Origin of the sequence: Stenotrophomonas sp. ASS1, from assembly GCF_004346925.1 — a bacterium.
Taxonomy (GTDB): domain Bacteria; phylum Pseudomonadota; class Gammaproteobacteria; order Xanthomonadales; family Xanthomonadaceae; genus Stenotrophomonas; species Stenotrophomonas maltophilia_A.
Window position 1 is genome coordinate 846526 of sequence record NZ_CP031167.1, and the last position, 23108, is coordinate 869633.

The following is a 23108-nucleotide window of genomic DNA, read 5'->3' on the forward strand; positions in this document are numbered from 1 at the left end:
GGTGCTGGCTCAGCCGCCGCGCGAAGCCTTCTTGCGGTCGCTTTCGGTCAGGAACTTCTTGCGCAGACGGATCTCCTTCGGGGTGATCTCGACCAGCTCGTCGTCTTCGATGAAGTCCAGGGCCTGTTCCAGCGAGTACTTGATCGCCGGGGTCAGCTGGATCGCATCGTCCTTGCCCGAAGCGCGCATGTTGGTCAGCGGCTTGGTCTTGATCGCGTTGACGGTCAGGTCGTTGTCCTTGGAGTGGATGCCGACCAGCTGACCTTCATACACGTTGTCGCCTTCAGCAGCGAACAGCTTGCCGCGCTCCTGCAGCGGGCCCAGCGAGTAGGCCGGCGTGGTGCCCGGCGCATTGGCGATCATCACGCCGTTGATGCGCTTGGCGATCGCGCCCTGTTCCTTCGGACCGTAGTGGTCGAACACGTGGAACAGCAGGCCCGAACCCTGGGTCAGGGTCTTGAACTCGTTCTGGAAACCGATCAGACCACGGGCCGGGATCGAGTATTCCAGGCGCACGCGGCCCTTGCCGTCCGATTCCATGTTCTTCAGCTGGCCCTTGCGGGTGCCCAGCTTTTCCATCACGCCGCCCTGGTGGATTTCTTCGATGTCCACCACCAGCTGCTCGATCGGCTCCATCATCTGGCCGTCGATTTCCTTGATGATCACTTCCGGGCGCGACACGGCCAGCTCGTAGCCCTCGCGACGCATGTTCTCGATCAGCACCGACAGGTGCAGTTCGCCACGGCCGGAAACCAGGAACTTGTCGGCGTCTTCCAGCTGCTCGACCTTCAGGGCCACGTTGTGGACCTTTTCACGGTCCAGGCGGTCCTTGATCTGGCGGCTGGTCAGGAACTTGCCACCGGACAGGTCCTTGTTGCCGGCGAACGGCGAGTTGTTGACCTGGAAGGTCATCGAGATGGTGGGCTCGTCGACGGTCAGCGCCGGCAGCGCTTCCGGGGTGTCCGGAGCACAGATGGTGTCGGAGATGGTCAGCTCCTGGATGCCGGAGATGGCCACGATGTCGCCGGCCTCGGCGGTATCCTGCTCGATGCGCTCCAGGCCCATGAAGCCCAGCACCTGCAGCACCTTGCCGTTGCGCTTCTTGCCTTCACGGTCGATGACCGCGACCTGCATGTTCTTCTTCAGGGTGCCGCGCTGGATGCGGCCGATGCCGATCACGCCCACGAAGTTGTTGTAGTCCAGCTGGCTGATGCGCATCTGGAACGGGCCTTCCGGGTCCACTTCCGGACGCGGCGCGTGCTGCATGATCGCTTCGTACAGCGGGGTCATGTCGCCGTCGCGCACGGTGTCTTCCAGGCCCGCGTAGCCGTTCAGGCCCGAGGCGTAGACGATCGGGAAGTCCAGCTGCTCGTTGGTGGCGCCGAGCTTGTCGAACAGGTCGAAGACCTGGTCGATCACCCATTCCGGACGGGCGCCCGGACGGTCGACCTTGTTGACCACGACGATCGGCTTGAAGCCCATCGCGAAGGCCTTCTGGGTCACGAAGCGGGTCTGCGGCATCGGGCCGTCCATCGCATCGACCAGGATCAGCACGGTGTCGACCATCGACAGCACGCGCTCGACCTCACCACCGAAGTCGGCGTGGCCGGGGGTGTCGACGATGTTGATCCGGTTCTTGATACCGGTCTTCTTGTCTTCCCAGGTGATGGCGGTGTTCTTGGCCAGGATGGTGATGCCGCGTTCCTTTTCCTGGTCGTTGCTGTCCATCACGCGCTCGGCGAGGACGGTACGCTCGGACAGGGTGCCGGACTGCTTCAGCAGCTGGTCGACCAGGGTGGTCTTGCCATGGTCGACGTGGGCGACGATGGCGATGTTGCGAAGATTTTCGATGGACATACGAAAGGGGGCCAGTCGGCGCCGGATTTGGAAAAAGAAGTCCAACATTATACGTCGAACTTGACGATTCGCGAAAAGGTGGATTTCACACCCGTCATGGGGCCCATTCAGCTGGGGGGCCGCGGCGCCGGTCGAGGCCGCCTGGCCTGCACCGCGGGGCACCCCGTCCCGTGGCTGAAGCCCGGATCTGCGCCCATGGTCGAAGCCGCCGCCGCCACGAGGCAGGTGTAAACTAGGTGGCTAGACGCGTTCCCCATCTGCATCAAGGATCTTCATGTCCCTCATCGCCACTTTCGACACCACCCAGGGCCCGATCAAGGTCGAGCTGTTCGCCGACAAGGCGCCGCTGACCGTGGCCAACTTCGTGAACCTGGTCAAGCACGGTTTCTATGACGGCCTGATCTTCCACCGCGTGATCGCCGACTTCATGATCCAGGGCGGCTGCCCGCAGGGTCGTGGCACCGGCGGCCCGGGCTACAAGTTCGAAGACGAGAAGAATGGCGTGAAGCACGAGGTCGGCTCGCTGTCGATGGCCAACGCCGGCCCGAACACCAACGGCAGCCAGTTCTTCATCACCCACATCAAGACCGACTGGCTGGACGGCCGCCACACCGTCTTCGGCAAGGTCCTGGAAGGCCAGGCCATCGTCGATTCGGTCAAGCAGGGCGACGTGATCCATTCGATCACCCTGGAAGGCGACGTCGACGCCGTGCTGGCCGCCCAGGCCGAGCGCGTCGCGGAGTGGAACAAGCACCTCGCCGCCTGATCCCCCTTCGAAACGGCCACCCTCGGGTGGCCGTTTCCCTGTTCCCCGCCGCCCGCCAGGCCTGCGTGGCCACGCCCGCGGCGTCCCATCAAACGCTTGCAAGCAAGAGGAAACCCCCATGAAAGCACCCGTTCGTGTTGCCGTGACCGGCGCCGCCGGCCAGATCGGTTATGCCCTGCTGTTCCGCATCGCCTCCGGCGAAATGCTGGGCAAGGACCAGCCGGTCATCCTGCAGCTGCTGGAACTGCCGGTCGACAAGGCCCAGGCCGCCCTGAAGGGCGTGATGATGGAGCTGGAAGACTGCGCCTTCCCGCTGCTGGCCGGCATGGTCGGCACCGATGACGCCGAAGTCGCGTTCAAGGACGCCGACATCGCCCTGCTGGTTGGCGCACGTCCGCGTGGCCCGGGCATGGAGCGCAAGGACCTGCTGCTGGAAAACGCCAAGATCTTCACCGCCCAGGGCGCGGCGCTGAACAAGGTCGCCAGCCGTGACGTGAAGGTGCTGGTGGTCGGCAACCCCGCCAACACCAACGCCTACATCGCCATGAAGTCGGCCCCGGACCTGAAGCCGGAAAACTTCACCGCCATGCTGCGCCTGGACCACAACCGCGCACTGAGCCAGCTGTCGACCAAGCTCGGCAAGCCGGTCGGTGGCATGGAGAAGCTGGTCGTGTGGGGCAACCACAGCCCGACCATGTACCCGGACTACCGTTTCGCCACCGCCGATGGTGCGTCGATCGCCGATGCGATCAACGACCAGGAGTGGAACGCCAACACCTTCATCCCGACCGTCGGCAAGCGCGGCGCGGCGATCATCGAAGCCCGTGGCTCGTCCTCGGCTGCTTCGGCCGCCAACGCAGCCATCGACCACGTGCGTGACTGGGTGCTGGGCAGCAACGGCAAGTGGGTCACCATGGGCGTGCCGTCCGACGGTTCCTACGGCATTCCGGAAGGCGTGATCTTCGGCTTCGCCGTGACCACCGAGAACGGCAAGTACACCCTGGTCAAGGATCTGCCGATCGACGACTTCAGCCAGAAGTACATCGATAAGACCCTGGCCGAGCTGGAAGAAGAGCGCGCCGGCGTCGCCCACCTGCTGGGCTGATGCAGGCGGTACCGGCGCGAGCCGGTACGTCTTCCATCGAGGTAGGTGCCGGCCGTTGGCCGGTACGTGATCCAGAAGGTAGGTACCGACCGTTGGTCGGTACGCAGCAACGGGGAAGCTCAGGCTTCCCCGTTGCTGTTTGAGGAATACAGGAACTGATGATCCACCTGCATTACATCGACGACGCGCTGCTGGTGGCCGAGAAGCCGGCCGGCCTGCTGTCCGTGCCTGGCCGCAGCGCCGAGAACCAGGACTGCGTGGTCGCGCGCCTGCAGGCGCTGTACCCGGATGCATTGACCGTGCATCGCCTGGACCAGGCGACCTCCGGCCTGCTGCTGCATGCGCGCGGCAAGGACATGCAGGTGGCGTTGTCGATGCAGTTCGAGCAGCGCCAGGTTGGCAAGCGTTACGAAGCGATCGTGGAGGGGCTGCTTGAAGGCGATGCCGGCGAAGTGGACCTGCCGTTGATCGTGGACTGGCCGAACCGGCCGAAGCAGATGGTCGATCACGAACGCGGCAAACCGGCGCTGACACGTTGGCACGTAATGGCGCGTGATGTTGAAGCGCAGCGCACCCGCGTGGCGTTGGAACCGATCACTGGCCGCAGCCATCAGCTGCGCCTGCACATGGCCAGTCTCGGCCATCCCATCGTTGGCGATGTGCTGTATGACGCCGCGCCGGCGCAGCGTGTGCATCTGCATGCGCGCAGCCTGCGGTTCACCAATCCGGTGACGGGCGAGGCGCTCGCGTTCGAGTCCGCGACTCCGTTCTAGGGGTTCGGCAGGGCTTGCAGCCCTGCACCTGCAGAATCAACGTCAACGTCAGAAGCGGGCTGTCCGTGGGGTGGCGGGGCGGTGTGGGTTGGCAGGACACGCCGTAAACCCATCCATGAAGTGACCCCCGGGAGTTGGACGCTAGATCCAACCCCGAGGGATACATGAACAAATACGACGCGCGTTTCAAACTGCAGGTCGCCAAAGAGGCCTGCAAGACCTCCACATCGGTCAAAGCCATTGCCCGTCGCCACGGCCTGGAGTTCTCCACGGTCAGGCGCTGGGTGGCGACCTATCGGCTGCATGGTTGGCGGGGATTTCATCGCCAGGCCCGGTCCTATGACCTCCCGTTCAAGCTGGCTGTCCTGGAGAAGATGAGCCAGGACGGCCTGTCCGGGCGCGAGGCCACCACCTACTTTCAAATTGGCGATGCCGGCGCGGTGGGGCGATGGCGGCGCCTGTATGCTCAAGGCGGTGCCCAAGCGTTGGCACCCCCTCCGCCGCCGCCCCGAAAGCCGATGAAGAAGACCCGTTCGTCCAAGCCGCCTGAAGATATGAGCCGCGATGAGCTGCTCAAGGAAGTCGCCTATCTGCGTGCGGAGACCGACTACCTAAAAAAACTCGATGCCTTGATCCGGGAAGAGCAGGCGGCGCAGGACGCAAAGCGCAAGCCGTCCAAGGATTGAGGCAGGTTCATACGCTGTCGCTTCTGCTCGAAGCAGCTGAGCTGTCACGCAGTACGTTCTATTACCAGAACCATGTCCTGGCCCATCCGGATCAGGATGAGGCAGCCCTGTGCGAGCGCATCCGTGCAATCTACGATCAAAGCCAAGGGCGCTATGGCTATCGCACGGTGACGCTGGAATTAGCCAATCAGGGTCATCGGACCAATCACAAGCGGGTTCAGCGCCTGATGGGGGAGATGGGGCTGAAATCGCGGGTGCGTGTGAAGCGCTACCAGGCCTTCAAGGGGGCGGCCAATGTTGTGGTTGGCAATGACCTCAATCGCCAGTTCCATGCCGAGCGGCCCAACCAGAAGTGGGTGACTGACGTGACCGAGTTCAAGGTGCAGGGCATGAAGCTATACCTGTCGCCGATCATGGACCTCTACAACGGCGAAATCGTGGCTTATCAGATCAAGCGTCGGCCCGTATTTGATCTGGTGGGTCAAATGCTGGAGGAGGCCATCAAGAAGCTTTCCCCGGATGAGCGCCCCATGATCCACTCCGACCAGGGCTGGCAGTACCAGCATGAAAACTACCGGCACATGCTGGAAAAGCACTCGTTGAAGCAAAGCATGTCCCGGCGCGGCAACTGCCTGGACAATGCGGCGATGGAGAGCTTCTTTGGAACGCTGAAGTCGGAATTCTTCTACCTGAACAGCTTTGACAGCCTCGAGAGTCTGGAGGCTGGGCTGGTGGAATACATCCAGTACTACAACGAAGAACGCATCAAACTGAAACTGAAAGGTCTGAGCCCGGTAAAGTACCGGGAGCAGGCCCAATCGGCCGCCTGACCCCGTCCAAGTCTCGGGGGTCACTTCACCATGGGGGCTCGATGGCGCCATCCATGGCGCCAACGGTCCTGCCAACCCACACCGCCCCACCCCCGACAGATTCCTGCGGCGGTTGGTAACGGCTGTCGCTGTTGGTCTTGGTAGGTGTCGACCTTGGTCGACACGATTTTTCTGTCAGATATCGAGTGAATCATCCACGCATGGCGTGGATCTACCGTGTCGACCAAGGTCGACACCCACCAGAGCAGTCGACCAAGGTCGACACCCACCAGAGCAATTTGCCGTTCCGACAGATCGCGGAAAACTGTCGAAGGCGGGGTGGGTCCGGTTGCGGGAGTGTCCGCGGCATGGATGCCGCGGCCAAGCCTCCAGGGACGGGTCTACGGCGTCTCCCGCAACCGGACCCACCCCGCCATTCCTCAGTAGCCCAGCTTTTGACGTTGACGTTGATTCTGCAGGTGCAGGGCTGCAAGCCCTGCAGGACAAAACCCCACCCCCTACCAAGGTAGGGCGGCCCGCGCGGCAGCACCGGACTATCCTCGAACCCATGACTTTGTCTGGGAGGGCTGCGTCATGAACTACGAGGAAACCTACCGTCGCTCGATCGACGAGCCGGAGGCCTTCTGGGGCGAGGAAGCCAAGCGCATCCATTGGCAGAAACCGCCGCAGCAGGTGCTCGACTACAGCAACCCGCCGTTCCGGCGCTGGTTCGTCGGTGGTGAAACCAATCTCTGCTACAACGCCGTCGACCGCCACCTGGCCGAGCGCGCCGACCAGCTCGCGCTGGTCGCCATCTCCACCGAAACCAACAGCACCCGCGAAATCACCTATCGCCAGCTGTATCGCGAAGTGAACGACTTCGCCGCCGTGCTCAAGCACCTCGGCGTCGGTCACGGTGACCGCGTGGTGATCTACATGCCAAACATGGCCGAAGCCGTGTTCGCGATGCTGGCCTGCGCGCGCATCGGTGCGGTGCACTCGGTGGTGTTCGGTGGCTTCGCCGCGCACAACCTGGCGCTGCGCATCGACGACGCCAAGCCCAAGCTGCTGATCGCGGCCGATGCCGGCATGCGCGGTGGCAAGTTGATTCCGTACAAGCCGATGGTCGATGCAGCCTGCGCCGAAGCCACGTCGTCACCGCCGCACGTGCTGATCGTGTCGCGTGGGCTGGATGCCGCCGAACCACGCGTGCCGGGCCGCGATGTGGACTACGCCGAGCTGCGTGCGCAGATCGGTGAGGTCGACGTGCCGGTGCAGTGGCTGGAAGCGAGCGAGCCGAGCTATCTGCTGTATACCTCCGGCACCACCGGCAAGCCGAAGGGCGTGCAGCGCGATGTGGGGGGCTATGCGGTGGCGATGGCGCAGTCGATGGAAACGGTGTTCGACTGCAGGCCGGGCCAGGTGATGTTCTCCACCTCCGACGTCGGCTGGGCGGTCGGCCATTCCTACAACGTGTACGGCCCGCTGATCGGCGGCTGTACCTCGCTGCTCTACGAAGGGCTGCCGACGAATCCGGACCCGGGCATCTGGTGGGCGCTGTGCGAGCAGTACAACGTGCGCACGATGTTCTCGTCGCCCACCGCCATCCGCGTGCTGAAGAAGCACGACGCGGACTTCATCCATCGCCACGACCTGGGCGCGCTGAAGTACCTGTTCCTGGCCGGCGAGCCGCTGGACGAACCGACCGCGCACTGGATCAGCGAAGCGCTCGGCAAGCCGATCATCGACAACTACTGGCAGACCGAAACCGGCTGGCCGGCACTGACCCTTCTGCCGGGCCTGGAGATGAAGCCGGTGCGTTTCGGCTCGCCCGGGTTCCCCAATCTCGGCTACCGGATGAAGGTGATCGACGAGAACACCGGCGAGGAAGTGGCACCGGGGCAGAAGGGCGTGCTGGTGGTGTCGCCGCCGCTGCCGCCGGGCTGCATGAGCACGGTGTGGAACGACGACAGCCGTTTCCTGCAGAGCTACTTCAGCCACTTCAAGGAGCTGCTGTACAGCTCGCTGGACTGGGCGATCCGTGACGACGATGGCTACACCTTCATCCTCGGTCGCACCGATGATGTGATCAATGTGGCCGGTCACCGGTTGGGTACGCGCGAGATTGAAGAAGCCATCTCCAGCCATCCACGTGTGGCCGAGGCGGCGGTGATCGGGGTCAAGGATGAGCTGAAGGGGCAGGTGCCGCTGGTGTTCGTCACCCTCAAGCAGGGGCTGGATGGCGAGGATCCGGCGCCGGTGGTGGCCGAGATGATGGCCACGGTGACCACCTCGCTCGGCGCGGTCGCGCGCCCGGCGCACGTGCACGTGGTCAATGCGCTGCCCAAGACCCGATCCGGCAAGCTGCTGCGGCGCTCGCTGCAGGCGCTGGCCGAACAGCGCGACCCGGGTGACCTGTCGACGCTGGACGACCCCAGCGCGCTGGAGGAGATCCGCCGCGCGCTGGGACGCTGACCCGGTAGTGCCGGCCGCTGGCCGGCACCCCCCATCAATCCCGAGGTTGCCGGCCAGCGGCCGGCACTACCCGCAGCACTTGCGCTAAGCTCGGCCTGTCATCGACCTGCAACACGCGGTGCGCGCCGGGGAAGGCGCGTGCCGTCCGGGGATGGCACACAGGGGAGCGCGCCCGCCAGGGCGCGCCGGCATTGCGCATCGAGGGAGGGGGAGGCAATGGCTTTGCTGCACGCCAAGACGGCCGCTGGCCGCCAGGAAATCGAGGACCGTGGTCGGCGCCTGCCGGCGGCACTGCGTTCGATCCTGCTGATGGTCGACGGCCATCGCGATGACACTGAATTGCGCGGCCTGTTCGAAGGCCTGCGGGCACCGCCGGATGCACTGGAGCAGTTGGCCGCGCAGGGCCTGATTGAAGTGATCGGCGGAACTGTCGAAACCGCACCGACGCGCAGCATCAGCACCGGCCGTGAACAGGACCCGGCGCTGTACCAGCAGCTGTACGACGCGATGAGTGAGGCCGTGCGTCGGCATCTGGGCCTGAAGGGCTATTTCATGCAGTTGAAGATCGAACGCTGCACCGATGCGCTGGCACTGGAACGCCTGTGCCCGGAACTGCTGGCGGCGGTGGGCAAGGCGCGCAGCCCGGCATTGGCGCAGCGCTGGTGGCAGGAGACCCAGGCGGCCGTGGTCAATGGTGGCGGCGAGGTCGTGCAGGCCTGAGCCACCGCGTAAAGTGATCGGTTCACTTCCCCACAAGGAGTCCCGCGTGCAGGACGACCACGACGACACCGATACCCCCGGCTGGGACGCGATCAATGCGGCGCTGGCGCCGCTGTATGCCGGGCAGGAACCGCGTCACTTCGGCACCGCGCTTCCGTACACGTTCGGTGGCCAGGATCCGCTCGATGGCATCAGCGTGTACTGGGCGGATGCGCCGGTACCGCATTGGCATTACATCACCTACGGCTTCTCCGAGCTGTACGCAAAGGAGAGCAGTGATGCCACCGCCAGTGGCTATGGTTTCGAGCTGACCTTCCGCCTCGCTGCCGACGCCGGTGAGAACGCCGGCAGCACGCCACCGGTGTGGCCGATGAACCTGCTGCAGAACCTGGCGCGCTATGTGTTCGGCAGTGGCAACGTGTTCGAGGATGGCCATCACCTCAACGCCAACGGCCCGATCGCGTTGGAGACCAATACGCGCTTGTGCCATCTGGCCTTCGTCGCTGATCCGCAGTTGCCCGCACGCGACACCGCCAATGGCCACCTGCAGTTCCTGCAGCTGGTCGGGTTGACCGATGAGGAGATGGAAGCGGTCAAGCGCTGGTCGACGCGCGGCGTGCTGCAGGCGCTGCAACCGGCGATGCCGCTGTGGATCAGCGACCTGCATCGCGGCAACCTGCTGGAGGATCCGGCACTGGCTGCACAGGTGCAGGCCGGCAGCGAGCGCGAGGGCTCCAGCACCGGCATGTTGTTCATCGAGACGCTGGACTGGCGCCAGGAGGCGGGCGTCACCACCCTGGTGCTCGGTGCGGGCCAGGTGGCCAGCGTGTGCGAGCTGCTGCCATTGCGCCTGCGCCACGGCAAATCACTGGAACTGGTCAGCCGCGAGCGGCAGTGGGAATTCATTCCGGCCGCGCGCGGTGAAACCGGCGAGGTATCGGCCGACAGCGCGCGCTGGGCACTGGACGAGTCGGGACTGCAGGCGCTGGCAGGCGTGCGGGCCGAGCGCGGCATCTACCCGGTGGCGGCGGCGCTGCGCATCGAAGTGGTGCCGACGTACCTGCGCGATGCCAAGGGCGAAGTGATCCGCCAGATCGGCTGAGTGTGGCGATTGCACCGATGGGGGCAGAGCCGTCTGCTGCGCAGACGGCTCCGACCCATGGTCTGGATCAGGCCAGGCCTTCGGCCTTCAGCGCGGCCTGCACGCCGGCATCGGCATCCATGCGCGCCTTGTAGGCGGCCAGGTTGTCCAGGCCGGACAGGTCGACCTTGGTGCCAGCAGCCCAGCGCAGCGTGATGTAGAAGTACGGGTCGGCGAAGCTGCGGAAGCCGGCCAGCCACGGCTTGTCGGCCAGCTGCTTGTCGGCGGTCTCGAACAGGGCGCGCAGGCGCTTGTGCGCGGCGGCGCGGATCGCATCGAACTGGCTCTCGTCGGCGATGAACTTGCCCGGCGCGAACAGCGGCGAGAAGGCCGGATGCACATCGGAATTGACGAAGGCCAGCCAGCGGGTGGCTTCGGCGCGCTGGCGCGGGCTGCCGTCGCCGCCGAGGCCGGCCTGCGGGAAGCTGTCGGCGATATAGCCCATGATCGCGGCGTTCTGCAGCAGCACGAAGTCGCCGTCGACCAGTGCGGGGACGGCACCGGCCGGATTGATCTTGAGGAATTCCGGGCCCTTCAGGGTGTCCTTGTTCAGCAGTTCAACCTCGAACGGCTGGCCGGTCCACTGCAGGGCGATGTGGTCGGCGGTGGAACAGGCACCGGGCTTGCTGTACAGCTTCATGGGAACTCCAGGTGATGCGGGCGGGAAACGCCCACTATCCCAGAGCTTGCCAGCGGGCGGCAACGCTGCCGCCAGCACGGATCGTTACGACTGCCGCGGCTTGAGGTTCTGCACCTTATAGAAGGTGTGATCGCCGATGGTGGCCACCTGGTAGGCATTGCGCCAGTTCGGGCTGGCAATGGCCAGCGCGGCGAAGTGGCTGGCACCGGGCACGATCTCGCGGCGCTCGCCGGCCGGCAGCGCCCAGTTGCGCTCGGCGTCGAAGGCCACGTTCATCGCCTCGCTCCAGGCCGCATCATTGCCCAGCTGGGTGCCGGGCGAGACGATGGTCGGTGCGAACTGCTTGCGCGCGGTGACCACCTGGCACATGGAGTCGCCCCACAGGCCACTGTCGAGGCGGCGCAGGGCGACCTCGGCGACGGCCTGCTGGCCACGCAGGGTCTGGTCGCGGGCTTCCAGGTAAACGGTGGTGCTCAAACACAATGAATCAGCGGCCGGCTGAGGCAACAACTGCGACAGCCAGAGAATCCAGGCCAGTTTCATATAACTCCTTGCTCCGTATGGGCCGCACGCTCCGGTTCCGGCCGCGGGGGCGACAGGAGGCGGGGTACGACTTGGCGTCATGGGGAGGCGGCCATCGGGGCCGCCCCGTGGGCAGCCCCAAAAGAAACGATCAGTACCGATCGAGGGGCTGCGCCGGCTCACCGGAAACTGGCTGGTGAGCGGAAAGATGGCGCAAGGTAGGGGGGGGTAGCCGAACGCATCGTGAACCGCCCGGCTTGACATTCAGGTTCGGCAGGGGTGACGGAAATCACATTCCGCCCCCCATTCAGGCGCTCATCAGAGCGCGGCGGCCACCCGGCTGCCCTGGTCGATGGCCCGCTTGGCGTCCAGTTCGGCCGCTACATCGGCACCGCCGATCAGCTGCGCGTTGATGCCGGCAGCCTGCAGTTCGGCCTGCAATGCACGGTTCGGTTCCTGCCCGGCGCAGATCACCACATGGTCGACCGGCAGCAGCTGTTCGCTGCCTTCCACGCGGATGCGCAGGCCCTCGTCGTCCACGCCCAGGTACTCGACGCCACCGAGCATGCGCACGCCCTTGGCCTTCAGTGTGGCGCGGTGAATCCAGCCAGTGGTCTTGCCCAGTCGCGCGCCGGGCTTGCCCGGGCTGCGCTGCAGCAGCCAGAGCCGACGCGGTGACGCCTCGACCTCGGGCCGGCCCAGCGAGCCGCGGGCCTCGAACGCGCTGTCCACGCCCCATTCGGCCATCCAGCGTTGCGGGTCGAGGGAGGGTGACTCACCTGCGTGGCTGAGGAACTCGCCGACATCGAAGCCGATGCCGCCGGCGCCGATGATCGCCGCATTGGTGCCCACTTCAACCCGGCCCAGCAGCACGTCCAGGTAGCTGACCACCTTGGCGTGGTCGGCGCCGGGGAAGTCGACCTTGCGCGGGGTGATGCCGGTGGCCAGCACCACCTCGTCGAAGCCGGCCAGGGTGGCGGCATCGGCGCGGGTGCCGAGGCGCAGCTGCACGCCGGTTTCGGCCAGCGTGTGGCGGAAGTAGCGCAGGGTCTCGTGGAACTCTTCCTTGCCGGGGATGCGCTTGGCCACGTTGAACTGGCCGCCGATCTCCTCGTTGGCATCGAACAGGGTGACCTGGTGGCCGCGCTGGGCAGCGACGGTGGCACACGCCAGGCCTGCCGGGCCAGCACCGACCACGGCAACTTTCTTCGGCGTGGCGGTGGGGCGATAGACCAGCTCGGTCTCGTGGGCGGCGCGCGGATTGACCAGGCAGCTGGCCAGCTTGTTCTCGAACACGTGGTCCAGGCAGGCCTGGTTGCAGGCGATGCAGGTGTTGATCGCCTCGGCGCGGCCGGCACGGGCCTTGTTCGGCCATTGCGGGTCGGCCAGCAGCGGACGCGCCAGCGACACCATGTCGGCACCGCCGCTGGCGAGGATGCGCTCGGCGACGTCGGGCATGTTGATGCGGTTGGTCGCCACCAGCGGCACCTTCACATGCGGCTTGAGCTTGGCGGTGACCCCGGCGAAGGCGGCGCGCGGCACCGAGGTGGCAATGGTCGGAATACGGGCTTCGTGCCAGCCGATGCCGGAATTGATGATCGTCGCGCCGGCGGCCTCGATGGCCTGCGCCTGCTGCACGATCTCCTCCCAGTTGCTGCCGTCCTCCACCAGGTCCACCAGCGACAGGCGGTAGATGATGATGAAGTCCGGGCCACAGGCCTCGCGGATGCGGCGCACGATCTCGACCGCGAAGCGCATGCGCTGGTTCGCATCGCCGCCCCAGCGGTCGGTGCGCTTGTTGGTGCGCGGGGCGATGAACTCGTTGATGAGGTAGCCCTCCGAGCCCATCACTTCCACACCGTCGTAGCCAGCCTCGCGGGCCAGCTTCGCGCTGCGTGCGTAGTCGGCGATATGGCGCTCGACGCCACTGGCCGACAACGCGCGCGGGGTGAACGGGTTGATCGGTGCCTTCAGCTTCGACGGTGCCACCGACAAAGGGTGGTAGGCATAGCGGCCGGCATGCAGCAGCTGCAGGCAGATCTTCGCGCCGTGCTGGTGCGCGGCGGCGGTGAGCTGACGGTGCGGGCGTACTTCCCAGGGCCAGGACAGCTTGCCGCCGAACGGCTTCAGCCAGCCGACCACGTTCGGCGCGAAGCCGCCGGTGACGATCAGGCCGACACCGCCCTCGGCGCGTTCGGCGAAGTAGGCCGCCAGCCGCGGGAAGTCGCGGGCGCGATCCTCCAGGCCGGTGTGCATCGAGCCCATCAATACGCGGTTGCGCAGCTGGGTGAAGCCCAGGTCCAGCGGGGCGAACAGATGGGGGTAGGCGCTTTCGTTGGCTGGCGACATTGTCGATACGCTTGCGTACGGAAGCGCGAAGCGTGCCGCGAAACGGCGGCCGGGGCAAGGGCCGCCTGGTGGGTAGTGCCGGCCGCTGGCCGGGTACGCTCGGCACATGCGTGCTGTCGCTCCCGCAATTCGCTGCGCGAACCGCAGGCCCCACTTACCGGCCTCCACGCCCCCGCGCCTGCGGCGCTGCCCCGAACTCCGGGGGGTAGTGCCGGCCGCTGGCCGGGTACGCTCGGCACATGCGTGCTGTCGCTCCCGCAATTCGCTGCGCGAACCGCGGGCCCCACTTACCGGCCTCCACGCCCCCGCGCCTGCGGCGCTGCCCCCGAACTCCGGGGGCGGTAGTGCCGGCCGCTGGCCGGCATCCCGATCAGCTCAGGGGGACTGCGGCTGCCGGCCAGCGGCCGGCACTACCGGGGTGCGACCGATCCCGAACCAGCCCAGCGTGACACCACACAGCGGACCGATCAGCAGGGCGAAGGCGAGGGTGCCGAGGCCGACATTGCCGCCCAGCCACCAGCCCAGCAGCAATACGCTGCCTTCGATCAGGCTGCGCACCTTCCAGATCGGCCAGCCGGTGCGGGCATGCAGGCCGGTCATCAGGCCGTCGCGCGGGCCAGGGCCAAGCCTGGCGCCGATGTACAGGCCGGTGGCCAGCGCGACCAGCAGCATGCCGGCGCAGAACATCGTCAGCTGCCAGCCAAGGCCGACGGCCGGCGGCAGCAGCCATAGCCCGAACTGCGCGGAGGGGCCGATCAGCATCACGTTGAGCACGGTCCCTACACCCGGCTTCTGCCGCAGCGGCCACCACAGCAGCAACACCAGTGCACCGATCACGTTGGTGGCCAGCCCGAACGACAGCGGCGTCTGCGCGGCGATGCCCTGCGACAGCACGTCCCAGGGCGCCACGCCGATGGCCGCACGGATCATCAGCGAGGCGCCGAAGCCGTACAGGAACAGGCCGGTGATCAGCTGCAGCAGGCGCAAGGGCAGGGCGGTCGGCATGGCGGTCTCGGGGGAGGGTAATCTGTTTCCACCGTAATCCCGATTCAGTCACTTCCATAGATACAGATGCCAGCCAATTCGCTGCCACAGGCGGGATCTGCTCCGTTCTGTAGAGTCGAGCTTGCTCGACTGCTCCTGATGAATCAGTCGAGCACGCTCGACGCTACGATCAGACCGCACGGCCGGGCATGGGCTCGGCTTTACATCGGCGTTCCAGCCTGGCTCAGTCGCCCCAGCCTGCCAGCGCCAGCTTGCCCACCGTGCGTCCGCTGGCCAGGCGCTGATGCGCGATGTCCAGATTTGCCGCATTGATCGGGCCCAGGCTTTCACTGAGGGTGCCGCGCAGCTGGCCGGCATCGATCATGCTGGCCGTGCGGCTGAGGATGCGGTGCTGCTCGATGCAGTCGGCAGTGGCAAAGCGCGAGCGCGCGAACATGAACTCCCAGTGGATGCCGATGCACTTGGCTTTGTAGGGATCGCCGATGCGCAGCGGCCCACGCGGCTCGACGATCAGGCCCACATGTCCCTGCGGCGCCAGCAGCAGGCCCAGTTCGTCCCAGTAGTGATCGGTGTCGGCCAGGTTGAGTGCGACCTGCACCGTGTCGATGCCCAGCGCCTGCAGCTGGGCCTGAAGTAGTTGCCGGTGGTCGATCACGTGCCGGGCACCCATCTGCCGGCACCAGTCGGCCGAGGCCTCGCGCGACGCCGTGGCGATCACCTCGAAACCCGCATGGCGGGCCAGCTGGATTGCCATCGAGCCGACCCCGCCCGCACCGCCGATCACCAGCAGGTGCTGGCCGGCGTGGCGGCGATCGTCCAGCCGCAGCGGCATGCGCTCGAACAGCAGCTCCCAGGCGGTGAGCGTGGTCAGCGGCAGCGCTGCGGCTTCAGCGAAATCCAGCGTGGTTGGCTTGCGCGCGACCAGGCGTTCATCCACCCAGTGGTACTGCGCATTGCAGCCGGGGCGGGTGACATCGCCTGCGTAATAAACCTCGTCACCGGAGGCAAACAGGCTCGCCTCGTCGCCGATTGCCTCGACCACGCCGGCAGCGTCCCAACCCAGCACGCGGGGTGCCTGGAGCGTGGCCGGATCCGTGCTGGCGCGCTGCTTGCCATCGACGGGGTTGACTGAAACCGCCTCGACCCGGACCAGCAGGTCACGGCCCCGGGGAGGCGGCGGCGGAGGCAGGTGGATATCGCACAGGGCAGGGGCGGATTCACGACTCAGGGCGACGGCTTTCATCACGGCTCCGGCTGGGTTCGTGGCTCCATCATAAGGTTCCTCACGTTTCCGCAGACGCGCTGAACCGTTTGATGCAGCGCGCCGCGCAATATGTCGTTTTCCCCGCCTAAACCCCGTCAAACCCTTGCAGCGTGAGGGTCTTGCGGATTTTCATCATCCTGTATAGGGTTTCAACGTCGGACCGGCGGACGGTCGGGCGCAACACTTCACATGTTACGGGACTGTTAACATGGCCTTCACCCGCCTGAGCATAATGTTCGCGGCGGTGGCGTGCTGAATCGGCTGTCGTACATCGACGCACTTGTGCTGGCCCATGCCTCTACCGGTTTCATACCCCCGAAATAGGAGCTGTACTCAATGAACAAGAAGATCCTTACTGCCGCGCTGCTGGGCGGCCTGGCTTTTGCCCAGGCAGCTTCGGCGCAGGAGTTCGATGACCGCTGGTACCTGACCGGTTCGGCCGGCTTCAACTTCCAGGACAGCGACCGTCTGACCAATGACGCTCCGTTCGTGACCCTGGGCCTGGGCAAGTTCATCAGCCCGAACTGGTCGCTGGACGGTGAGCTGAACTATCAGAACCCGAACTTCGATTCGAACAAGGACCTGAACTGGTCGCAGTACGGCGTCTCGCTGGACCTGCGTCGCCACTTCATCAAGGAAGGCCGCGGCTGGAACCCGTACATCGTCGGTGGCCTGGGCTACCAGAAGTCGGAAGAAGAGTACCCGGCGCTGAATGCCAATGGTCCGCGCCAGCGTAAGGACGGCAACCTTGCCGCCAAGCTGGGCGTCGGCCTGCAGACCACCTTCGAAAAGCGCGTTGCTGTCCGCGCCGAAGTGGCCTACCGCGCTGACTTCGACGACCAGAGCGTTGCCGCTCCGAAGGAAGACTGGTTCGGTGACGTGCTGGCCTCGGTCGGCGTCGTGATCCCGCTGGGCCCGGCTCCGGTCGCGGCTGCTCCGGCTCCGGCTCCGGTTGCCCCGAGCTGCGCCGACCTGGATGACGACGGTGACGGCGTCAACAACTGCGACGACAAGTGCCCGAACTCGCAGCCGGGTCAGACCATCGGTCCGGACGGTTGCCCGGTGCCGGTCTCCATCGACCTGAAGGGCGTCAACTTCGACTTCGACAAGTCGAACCTGCGTCCGGACGCCGTGGCGATCCTGAGCGAAGCCACCGAGATCCTGAAGCGTTACCCGGATCTGCGCGTTGAAGTTGCCGGTCACACCGACTCGAAGGGTACCGACGCTTACAACCAGAAGCTGTCGGAGCGTCGTGCTACCGCCGTGTACAACTACCTGACCAAGAACGGCGTTGACGCCGGTCGCCTGGTCGGCCCGATCGGCTACGGCGAGAGCCGTCCGATTGCTCCGAACACCAACCCGGATGGTTCGGACAACCCGGAAGGTCGCGCCAAGAACCGTCGTACCGAGCTGAACGTCCAGAACTAAGTTCTGACGGTCTGCCAGTAGGACACAGCAGGACCCGGCTTCGGCCGGGTCTTGTTGTTTCTGCGGTCCGGAATCCGCGTGTCCGTCGGTCCGGGAACAACCGTTCGTCGGGTTTTTATCCGTAAAACCAATGAGTTGCCGTATTCATTGAAAGTGGCGCTTGAAAGCTGTCGCGGCATTGCTAAACTCGCCGCGTCACTTCCTTTCCTGGATGCCCTTCATGCTGCGCTCTGCATCGGCCGCCTTCCTGGCGCTGGCCCTGGTTCCCGCCGCCCACGCTGCGGTCGATTGCTCGGTCAACACCAGCGCCTCGCCGCTGCCGTTGCCGGCCACGACCATCGCGCCGGTGGCCGACGAGCTCTACATCCGTGGCAACCAGCTGGGCATGCCGGCCGGCGTGCTGAGCAGCAACTACGATCCGTCGCAGTCGCTGGATCAGGTGCTGCAGCGCCTGCGCATCGATGGTTGCCAGAACATCGCCAAGGCCATTCCGAGCGCCCCGGCAGTGAAGCCGAACGATCCGGCGGCCTACAAGCCGCAGACCGAATTCGACAACACGCCCTGGCGCTTCGACATGAGCCAGAACGGCAAGCGCATGACCGCCGAAGAGTTCGACGCCTGGATGAAGGCGCGTGGCGTGCGTGTGGTCAAGGCGCGTCCGGCTCCGGCCGCCACTCCGGCCCCGGCCGAAGCACCGGCTGAGACCAAGCCGGTCGACAAGAAGTAAGCACCGCGGGGAGCAGAGGCTTGCGCACGCGCCGCCCACCTGCCGCCCCCGCCGCCCGCTCCCACGCACCGCGTGGGCGTGCGACTCCCGCTGCCACAGCCGCCGGTGTCCGTCATGGCCTGGCGCGCGTGCTGTCCAAGGCCGGCGTGTGTTCGCGCAGCGAGGCCGCGCGCTGGATCGCCGATGGCCGCGTGCGCGTCTCCGGCCGCATCGTGCGGGATCCCGAATTCCCGATTGGGCAGCCGGCGCCGCCGATCGAGGTCGATGGCCAGCCGATGGGCGCGCCGCAGCGCCTGTACCTGATGCTCAACAAACCGCGTGGGGTGGTGACCACCGCGCAGGACGAACGTGGCCGCGACACCGTGTACCGCTGCTTCGATGGTGCCGGCCTGCCGTGGATCGCGCCGGTCGGGCGCCTGGACAAGGCCAGTGAAGGGTTGTTGCTGTTCAGCAACGATCCGCAGTGGGCCGCGCGCCTGACCGATCCAGAGACCGGCCCGCAGAAGACCTATCACGTGCAGGTGGATCGTCTGCCCGATGAGGACACCCTGGCCGCGCTGCGCGCCGGTGTCGAAGACGAGGGCGAGTTCCTCGTCGCCCAGGCTGTGCGCGTGCTGCGCAGCGGCGATAAGACCGCGTGGCTGGAGGTGGTCCTCGACGAGGGCCGCAACCGCCACATCCGCCGCCTGTTGGCGGCCTTCGACCTGCAGGTGCTGCGCCTGGTCCGGGTTGCGATCGGCGGGCTGCAGCTCGGCGATCTCGGCAAGGGCCAGTGGCGGGTGCTGGAGGTCAGTGACCAGCAGCGGCTGGGGGCCGCTGCACCGGGCTGATCATCGCCCGCGGCCGGCGGTTGCCGGCCACCGTTCCAGGCGTAGGGGGCGTCTGGCTGCTGAATTTCCCGAACGGAGCCTGCCATGTACCACCCGACCCTCAACCAAACCCTGCGCTGCGCAGGCCTGCTGCTGCCGATGGTGCTGCTGACCGCCTGTGGTGGCCACAAGAAGGTGGCCAAGGCGGAAATGCCGGCCGAGACCCCGGTGGTGGAAGTGAAGACCCCGGAGCTGGATGGTCGCGGCAGCTACCGCTTCCTGATGAGCAACGGCGACAAGAAGATGACCGCCGATGAGTTCGATGCCTGGATGAAGGCCAATGGCATCCGCGTTGCCAAGGGTAACGGCCAGGATGCTGCCGCCAAGCCGGTGGTGGTGGCCAGCAAGGACGAGCCGAAGGGCAAGAAGAAAAAGAAGTGATGCCGGGAAGGTGCCGACCTCGGTCGGCACGCCCTCACGCCCGGTAGGTGCCGACCTTGGTCGGCACGCTTTGGCCGGTGGGGATCAACCCTTGATCACGCCCAGCTCGACACCGATGCGGGTGAACGCATCGATTGCGCGGTCCAGATGCTCGCGACTGTGCGCGGCGCTGATCTGGGTGCGGATGCGCGCCTGGCCCTTGGGCACCACCGGGAAGAAGAAGCCGATCGCGTAGATGCCTTCTTCCAGCAGGCGCTCGGCGAACTTCTGCGCCAGCGGTGCGTCGTACAGCATCACCGGGCTGATCGGGTGTACGCCCGGCTTCACGTCGAAACCGGCGGCGACCATCTTTTCGCGGAAGTAGCGGGTGTTTTCCACCAGGGTGTCGCGCAGATCGTCAGCGGCGGCCAGCATCTCGAACGCTTTGATGCCGGCGGCCACCACATGCGGCGGCAGCGAGTTGGAGAACAGGTACGGGCGCGAACGCTGGCGAAGCAGCTCGATCACCTCGGCGCTGGCGCAGGTGAAGCCGCCCAGTGCACCACCCATGGCCTTGCCCAGGGTGCCGGTGATGATGTCGATCTTTTCCAGCACGCCCTTCACTTCGGCCGAGCCGCGGCCGGTGGCACCGAGGAAGCCGGTAGCGTGGCATTCGTCGATGTGCACCAGCGCGTTGTACTTCTTCGCCAGCGCGGTGATCTCGTCCAGCGGCGCAATGAAGCCGTCCATCGAGAACACGCCGTCGGTGGTGATCAGCTTGGTCTTGCAGCCGGCGGCATCGGCGGCCTGCAGCTGGGCTTCCAGGTCGGCCATGTCGCAGTTGGCGTAGCGGAAGCGCTTGGCCTTGCACAGGCGCACGCCGTCGATGATCGAGGCGTGGTTCAGTGCATCGGAAATGATCGCGTCGTTCTCACCGAGCAGCGGTTCGAACAGGCCGCCGTTGGCGTCGAAACAGGCCGCGTACAGAATGGTGTCCTGCTTGCCGAAGAAGTCGGCAATCTGCTTCTCCAGCTGCTTGTGCAGGTCCTGGGTGCCGCAGATGAAGCGCACCGAGGCCATGCCGAAGCCGTGGGTATCCAGCGCATCCTTGGCGGCCTGGATCAGGTCCGGATGGTCGGCCAGGCCCAGGTAGTTGTTGGCACAGAAGTTCAGCACCTTGCGGCCATCCTCGAGGGTGATCTCGGCCGACTGCGGGCTGGTGATGATCCGCTCGGACTTGAACAGGCCCTGGGCGCGGATGGCGTCCAGTTCCTCGGCGTAGTGGCGGGTCAGGGCGGAGGAGGCGTCGGTCATGGCGTGGGCACGGCTCTGAACGGGGAAACCGTTGATTCTACCGGGCTACGACGGCCTTCGACCGGGCCGGGCAGGGCACCGCCACGGGTGGCACATGTTGCATCGCAATAGCAAACGGGTTAAAAATTCGTGAACCGCGCCTGTCTGGCGCCGGTTGCCCGCTCCCCCTTCCCGCCCCCGCCACCCTCGGAGACGCCCATGAAGCACGCCCGTGCCTGCCTCGCCATTGCCGCTGCCCTGACCCTGGCCGCCCCGTTCGCCGCCAGCGCCCAGGAAAACGAATCGCCGTACAGCTGGAACGTCACCGCTGTTTCCGATTACCTGTTCCGTGGTGTGTCGCAGACCGACGAGGATCCGACCCTGCAGGCCGGTTTCACCTACACCAGCCCGGTTGGCCTGTACGCAGGCGTGTGGGGCTCGGGCGTGGATTTTGGTGCGGGTGACCCGAAGACCGAGGTCGACTACCTGATCGGCTACGGCGTGGACGTCACCGAGCGCGTCAACTTCGACGTGCTGCTGAACCGCTACACCTACCTGAAGTCCAGCCACCAGAACTACAACGAGCTGATCACCACCACCACGCTGGATGACACCTACAAGCTGACGGTGGCCTACACCAACGATGTCTGGAACAGCAGCACCGATGGCTGGTACTTCGGCCTGGGCGGCAGCTGGGGCCTGCCGAAGGACTTCACCCTGAATGCCAACGTCGGTCGCAGCACCTTCGAGGACGGCATCGCCAAGGACTACACCGACTGGAACGTCGGCGTCGCGCGCCAGTTCGGCCTGTTCAACGTCGGCCTGGGCTACTACGGCACCGACGGCAACGGCCGTGACAATTCCGGCAAGCTGGCCCACAGCCGCGTGATGCTGAGCGTCGCGATCGGTAACTGATGCGCCTTCGCTGATGTCCACGAAAAAGGCGCCCAATGGGCGCCTTTTTCAATTTCAGCCGCATGCCTTACCCCGGCTGGGGGAGAGCCCCCTTGTTGTTCAAGGGGGCGCGCCGACGGCGCGGGGATAAGGAAACCTGCGGGGGAATTGACCCGAAGGGTCAATTCCAGCTCAACACAACCTTGCCGGCCTTGCCTTCTTCCATCAGGTCGAAGCCCTTCTGGAAGTCGTCGATCGGCAGCTGGTGGGTCATCACCTTGCCGAGCGGGAAGCCGGACAGCACCAGCTGGGTCATCTTGTACCAGGTCTCGTACATCTTGCGGCCGTAGATGCCCTGCACGGTCAGGCCCTTGAAGATGATCTTGTCCCAGTCGCAGCCGGCGCCCTTGGGCATGATGCCGAGCATGGCGATCTTGCCGCCGTGGTACATGCAATCGAGCATGTCGTTGAACGCGCGCGGGTTGCCGCTCATTTCCAGGCCCACGTCGAAGCCCTCCATGTGCAGTTCCTTCATCACGTCCTTCAGCGACTGGTTGGCCACGTTGACCACGCGGGTGGCACCCATGTCGGCGGCCAGCTTCAGGCGGAAGTCGTTGACGTCGGTCACCACCACGTTGCGCGCACCGATGTGCTTGCAGATGCCGGCGGCGATGATGCCGATCGGGCCGGCACCGGTGATCAGAACGTCTTCACCGATCACGTTGAACTCCAGCGCGCAATGCGCGGCGTTGCCGTACGGATCGAAGAACGCGGCCAGCTCGGACGGAATCTGGTCCGGGATCGGCCACAGGTTGCTGGCCGGCATCACCATGTACTCGGCGAAGGCGCCGTTGACGTTGACGCCGATGCCGACGGTGTTCGGGCACAGGTGCGGGCGGCCGCCACGGCAGTTGCGGCAGTGGCCGCAGACGATGTGGCCTTCGGCCGAGACGCGCTGGCCGATTTCATAGCCGGTCACGGCCGAGCCGAGTGCGGCGACGCGACCGACGAATTCGTGGCCGATGGTCAGGCCCGGCTTGATGGTGCGCTGGCTCCACTCGTCCCACAGGTAGATGTGCAGGTCGGTGCCGCAGATCGCGGTCTTCTCGAGCTTGATCAGGACCTCGTTCGGGCCCGGGGTCGGAACCGGAACTTCTTCCAGCCAGATGCCCTTGGCCGCTTCGCGCTTGACCAGGGCCTTCATCGTTTGCTGCGCCATCGGGGTGGAACTCATCAGGGGGAAAGCGCGGATTATAGGGTGCCGCGCGGATTTCCCATGTTGCGCTGCGGGTGCAGTGGCGGAACGAAAGGCGTGCGCCGGCGGGCGTTTCGAACGTGCTGCGAACAGCAGCGCCTCCCTGGTTCGGGAAAGGGGGCGTGGTCACCCTGGCCAGGACACGCAAAAGCCCCTCCATGGTGCTCGAT

At 65.7% G+C, this 23108-nt stretch carries 20 protein-coding genes; 12 read left to right on the forward strand and 8 right to left on the reverse strand.

The window, feature by feature from the left end; translation table 11 throughout:
* Positions 1 to 9: 9 nt before the first annotated feature.
* Positions 10 to 1857, reverse strand: coding sequence for a translational GTPase TypA (gene typA, locus MG068_RS03945; protein ID WP_032129766.1), 1848 nt, complete (start codon positions 1855 to 1857; stop codon positions 10 to 12).
* Between the two features lie 274 nt (positions 1858 to 2131).
* Between typA and MG068_RS03950 the strand changes: the two genes are divergently transcribed.
* The 7 genes from MG068_RS03950 to MG068_RS03980 all read left to right on the forward strand — a co-directional run bounded on the left by MG068_RS03950 (position 2132) and on the right by MG068_RS03980 (position 10293).
* Positions 2132 to 2623, forward strand: coding sequence for a peptidylprolyl isomerase (locus MG068_RS03950; RefSeq protein ID WP_004153629.1), 492 nt, complete (start codon positions 2132 to 2134; stop codon positions 2621 to 2623).
* Between the two features lie 118 nt (positions 2624 to 2741).
* Positions 2742 to 3728 carry a malate dehydrogenase gene (locus MG068_RS03955; RefSeq protein WP_004153634.1) on the forward strand — a complete coding sequence of 329 codons (987 nt, stop codon included), beginning with the start codon at positions 2742 to 2744 and terminating at the stop codon, positions 3726 to 3728.
* Between the two features lie 158 nt (positions 3729 to 3886).
* Positions 3887 to 4501: an RluA family pseudouridine synthase gene (locus MG068_RS03960; protein WP_132809299.1), complete on the forward strand. Its 615-nt coding sequence runs from the start codon at positions 3887 to 3889 to the stop codon at positions 4499 to 4501.
* Positions 4502 to 4665: 164 nt separating this feature from the next.
* Positions 4666 to 6017, forward strand: a protein-coding gene (locus MG068_RS03965) for an IS3-like element ISStma2 family transposase (RefSeq protein WP_132809301.1) whose coding sequence is annotated in 2 segments (ribosomal slippage) — positions 4666 to 5113 and positions 5113 to 6017 — 1353 coding nt in all. Because the reading frame shifts where the segments join, the coding sequence is not laid out codon by codon here.
* A 573-nt stretch (positions 6018 to 6590) separates the two neighbouring features.
* Positions 6591 to 8471, forward strand: coding sequence for a propionate--CoA ligase (prpE, locus tag MG068_RS03970; RefSeq protein ID WP_132809303.1), 1881 nt, complete (start codon positions 6591 to 6593; stop codon positions 8469 to 8471).
* Between the two features lie 216 nt (positions 8472 to 8687).
* Positions 8688 to 9191 carry a hypothetical protein gene (locus MG068_RS03975; protein WP_107431241.1) on the forward strand — a complete coding sequence of 168 codons (504 nt, stop codon included), beginning with the start codon at positions 8688 to 8690 and terminating at the stop codon, positions 9189 to 9191.
* A 46-nt stretch (positions 9192 to 9237) separates the two neighbouring features.
* A complete protein-coding gene (locus MG068_RS03980) occupies positions 9238 to 10293 on the forward strand; it encodes a suppressor of fused domain protein (RefSeq protein WP_132809305.1) in 1056 nt (351 codons plus the stop codon).
* Between the two features lie 67 nt (positions 10294 to 10360).
* Here MG068_RS03980 and MG068_RS03985 read toward each other — a convergent pair whose 3' ends face one another.
* From MG068_RS03985 to MG068_RS04005, 5 genes are all read right to left on the reverse strand, one after another.
* Positions 10361 to 10972, reverse strand: coding sequence for a glutathione S-transferase N-terminal domain-containing protein (locus tag MG068_RS03985; protein ID WP_032130478.1), 612 nt, complete (start codon positions 10970 to 10972; stop codon positions 10361 to 10363).
* Positions 10973 to 11056: 84 nt separating this feature from the next.
* Entirely contained in the window at positions 11057 to 11515 is a 459-nt protein-coding gene (locus MG068_RS03990) for a cell wall hydrolase (RefSeq protein ID WP_004145661.1), read from the reverse strand.
* 297 nt (positions 11516 to 11812) lie between these two features.
* Positions 11813 to 13843 (reverse strand): NADPH-dependent 2,4-dienoyl-CoA reductase, encoded by a 2031-nt coding sequence (locus MG068_RS03995; protein ID WP_049422603.1) that lies wholly within the window; start codon positions 13841 to 13843, stop codon positions 11813 to 11815.
* A 375-nt stretch (positions 13844 to 14218) separates the two neighbouring features.
* On the reverse strand, positions 14219 to 14848 hold the full coding sequence (yczE, locus tag MG068_RS04000; protein WP_132809307.1) for a membrane protein YczE: 630 nt from the start codon (positions 14846 to 14848) through the stop codon (positions 14219 to 14221).
* A gap of 223 nt (positions 14849 to 15071) precedes the next feature.
* Positions 15072 to 16091, reverse strand: a complete 1020-nt coding sequence (locus MG068_RS04005; protein ID WP_132809309.1) for a zinc-binding alcohol dehydrogenase family protein — start codon at positions 16089 to 16091, stop codon at positions 15072 to 15074.
* 357 nt (positions 16092 to 16448) lie between these two features.
* Here MG068_RS04005 and MG068_RS04010 point away from each other — a divergent pair, with 357 nt between their 5' ends.
* From MG068_RS04010 to MG068_RS04025, 4 genes are all read left to right on the forward strand, one after another.
* Positions 16449 to 17540 (forward strand): OmpA family protein, encoded by a 1092-nt coding sequence (locus MG068_RS04010; RefSeq protein WP_132809311.1) that lies wholly within the window; start codon positions 16449 to 16451, stop codon positions 17538 to 17540.
* A 220-nt stretch (positions 17541 to 17760) separates the two neighbouring features.
* Positions 17761 to 18267, forward strand: a complete 507-nt coding sequence (locus MG068_RS04015) for a hypothetical protein (RefSeq protein ID WP_010483956.1) — start codon at positions 17761 to 17763, stop codon at positions 18265 to 18267.
* 20 nt (positions 18268 to 18287) lie between these two features.
* A complete protein-coding gene (locus tag MG068_RS04020; RefSeq protein ID WP_071229156.1) occupies positions 18288 to 19097 on the forward strand; it encodes a pseudouridine synthase in 810 nt (269 codons plus the stop codon).
* 84 nt (positions 19098 to 19181) lie between these two features.
* Positions 19182 to 19517: a hypothetical protein gene (locus tag MG068_RS04025; protein WP_049463434.1), complete on the forward strand. Its 336-nt coding sequence runs from the start codon at positions 19182 to 19184 to the stop codon at positions 19515 to 19517.
* An 84-nt stretch (positions 19518 to 19601) separates the two neighbouring features.
* On the opposite strand, the gene kbl is transcribed toward MG068_RS04025, so the two are convergent.
* A complete protein-coding gene (kbl, locus tag MG068_RS04030) occupies positions 19602 to 20810 on the reverse strand; it encodes a glycine C-acetyltransferase (protein ID WP_005408238.1) in 1209 nt (402 codons plus the stop codon).
* 198 nt (positions 20811 to 21008) lie between these two features.
* On the opposite strand from kbl, the gene MG068_RS04035 reads away from it, so the two are divergent.
* Complete coding sequence (locus tag MG068_RS04035) at positions 21009 to 21704, forward strand: TorF family putative porin (protein ID WP_099527802.1); 696 nt, start codon at positions 21009 to 21011, stop codon at positions 21702 to 21704.
* Positions 21705 to 21864: 160 nt separating this feature from the next.
* On the opposite strand, the gene tdh is transcribed toward MG068_RS04035, so the two are convergent.
* Positions 21865 to 22887 (reverse strand): L-threonine 3-dehydrogenase, encoded by a 1023-nt coding sequence (gene tdh, locus MG068_RS04040; protein WP_010483949.1) that lies wholly within the window; start codon positions 22885 to 22887, stop codon positions 21865 to 21867.
* Positions 22888 to 23108 lie beyond the last annotated feature (221 nt).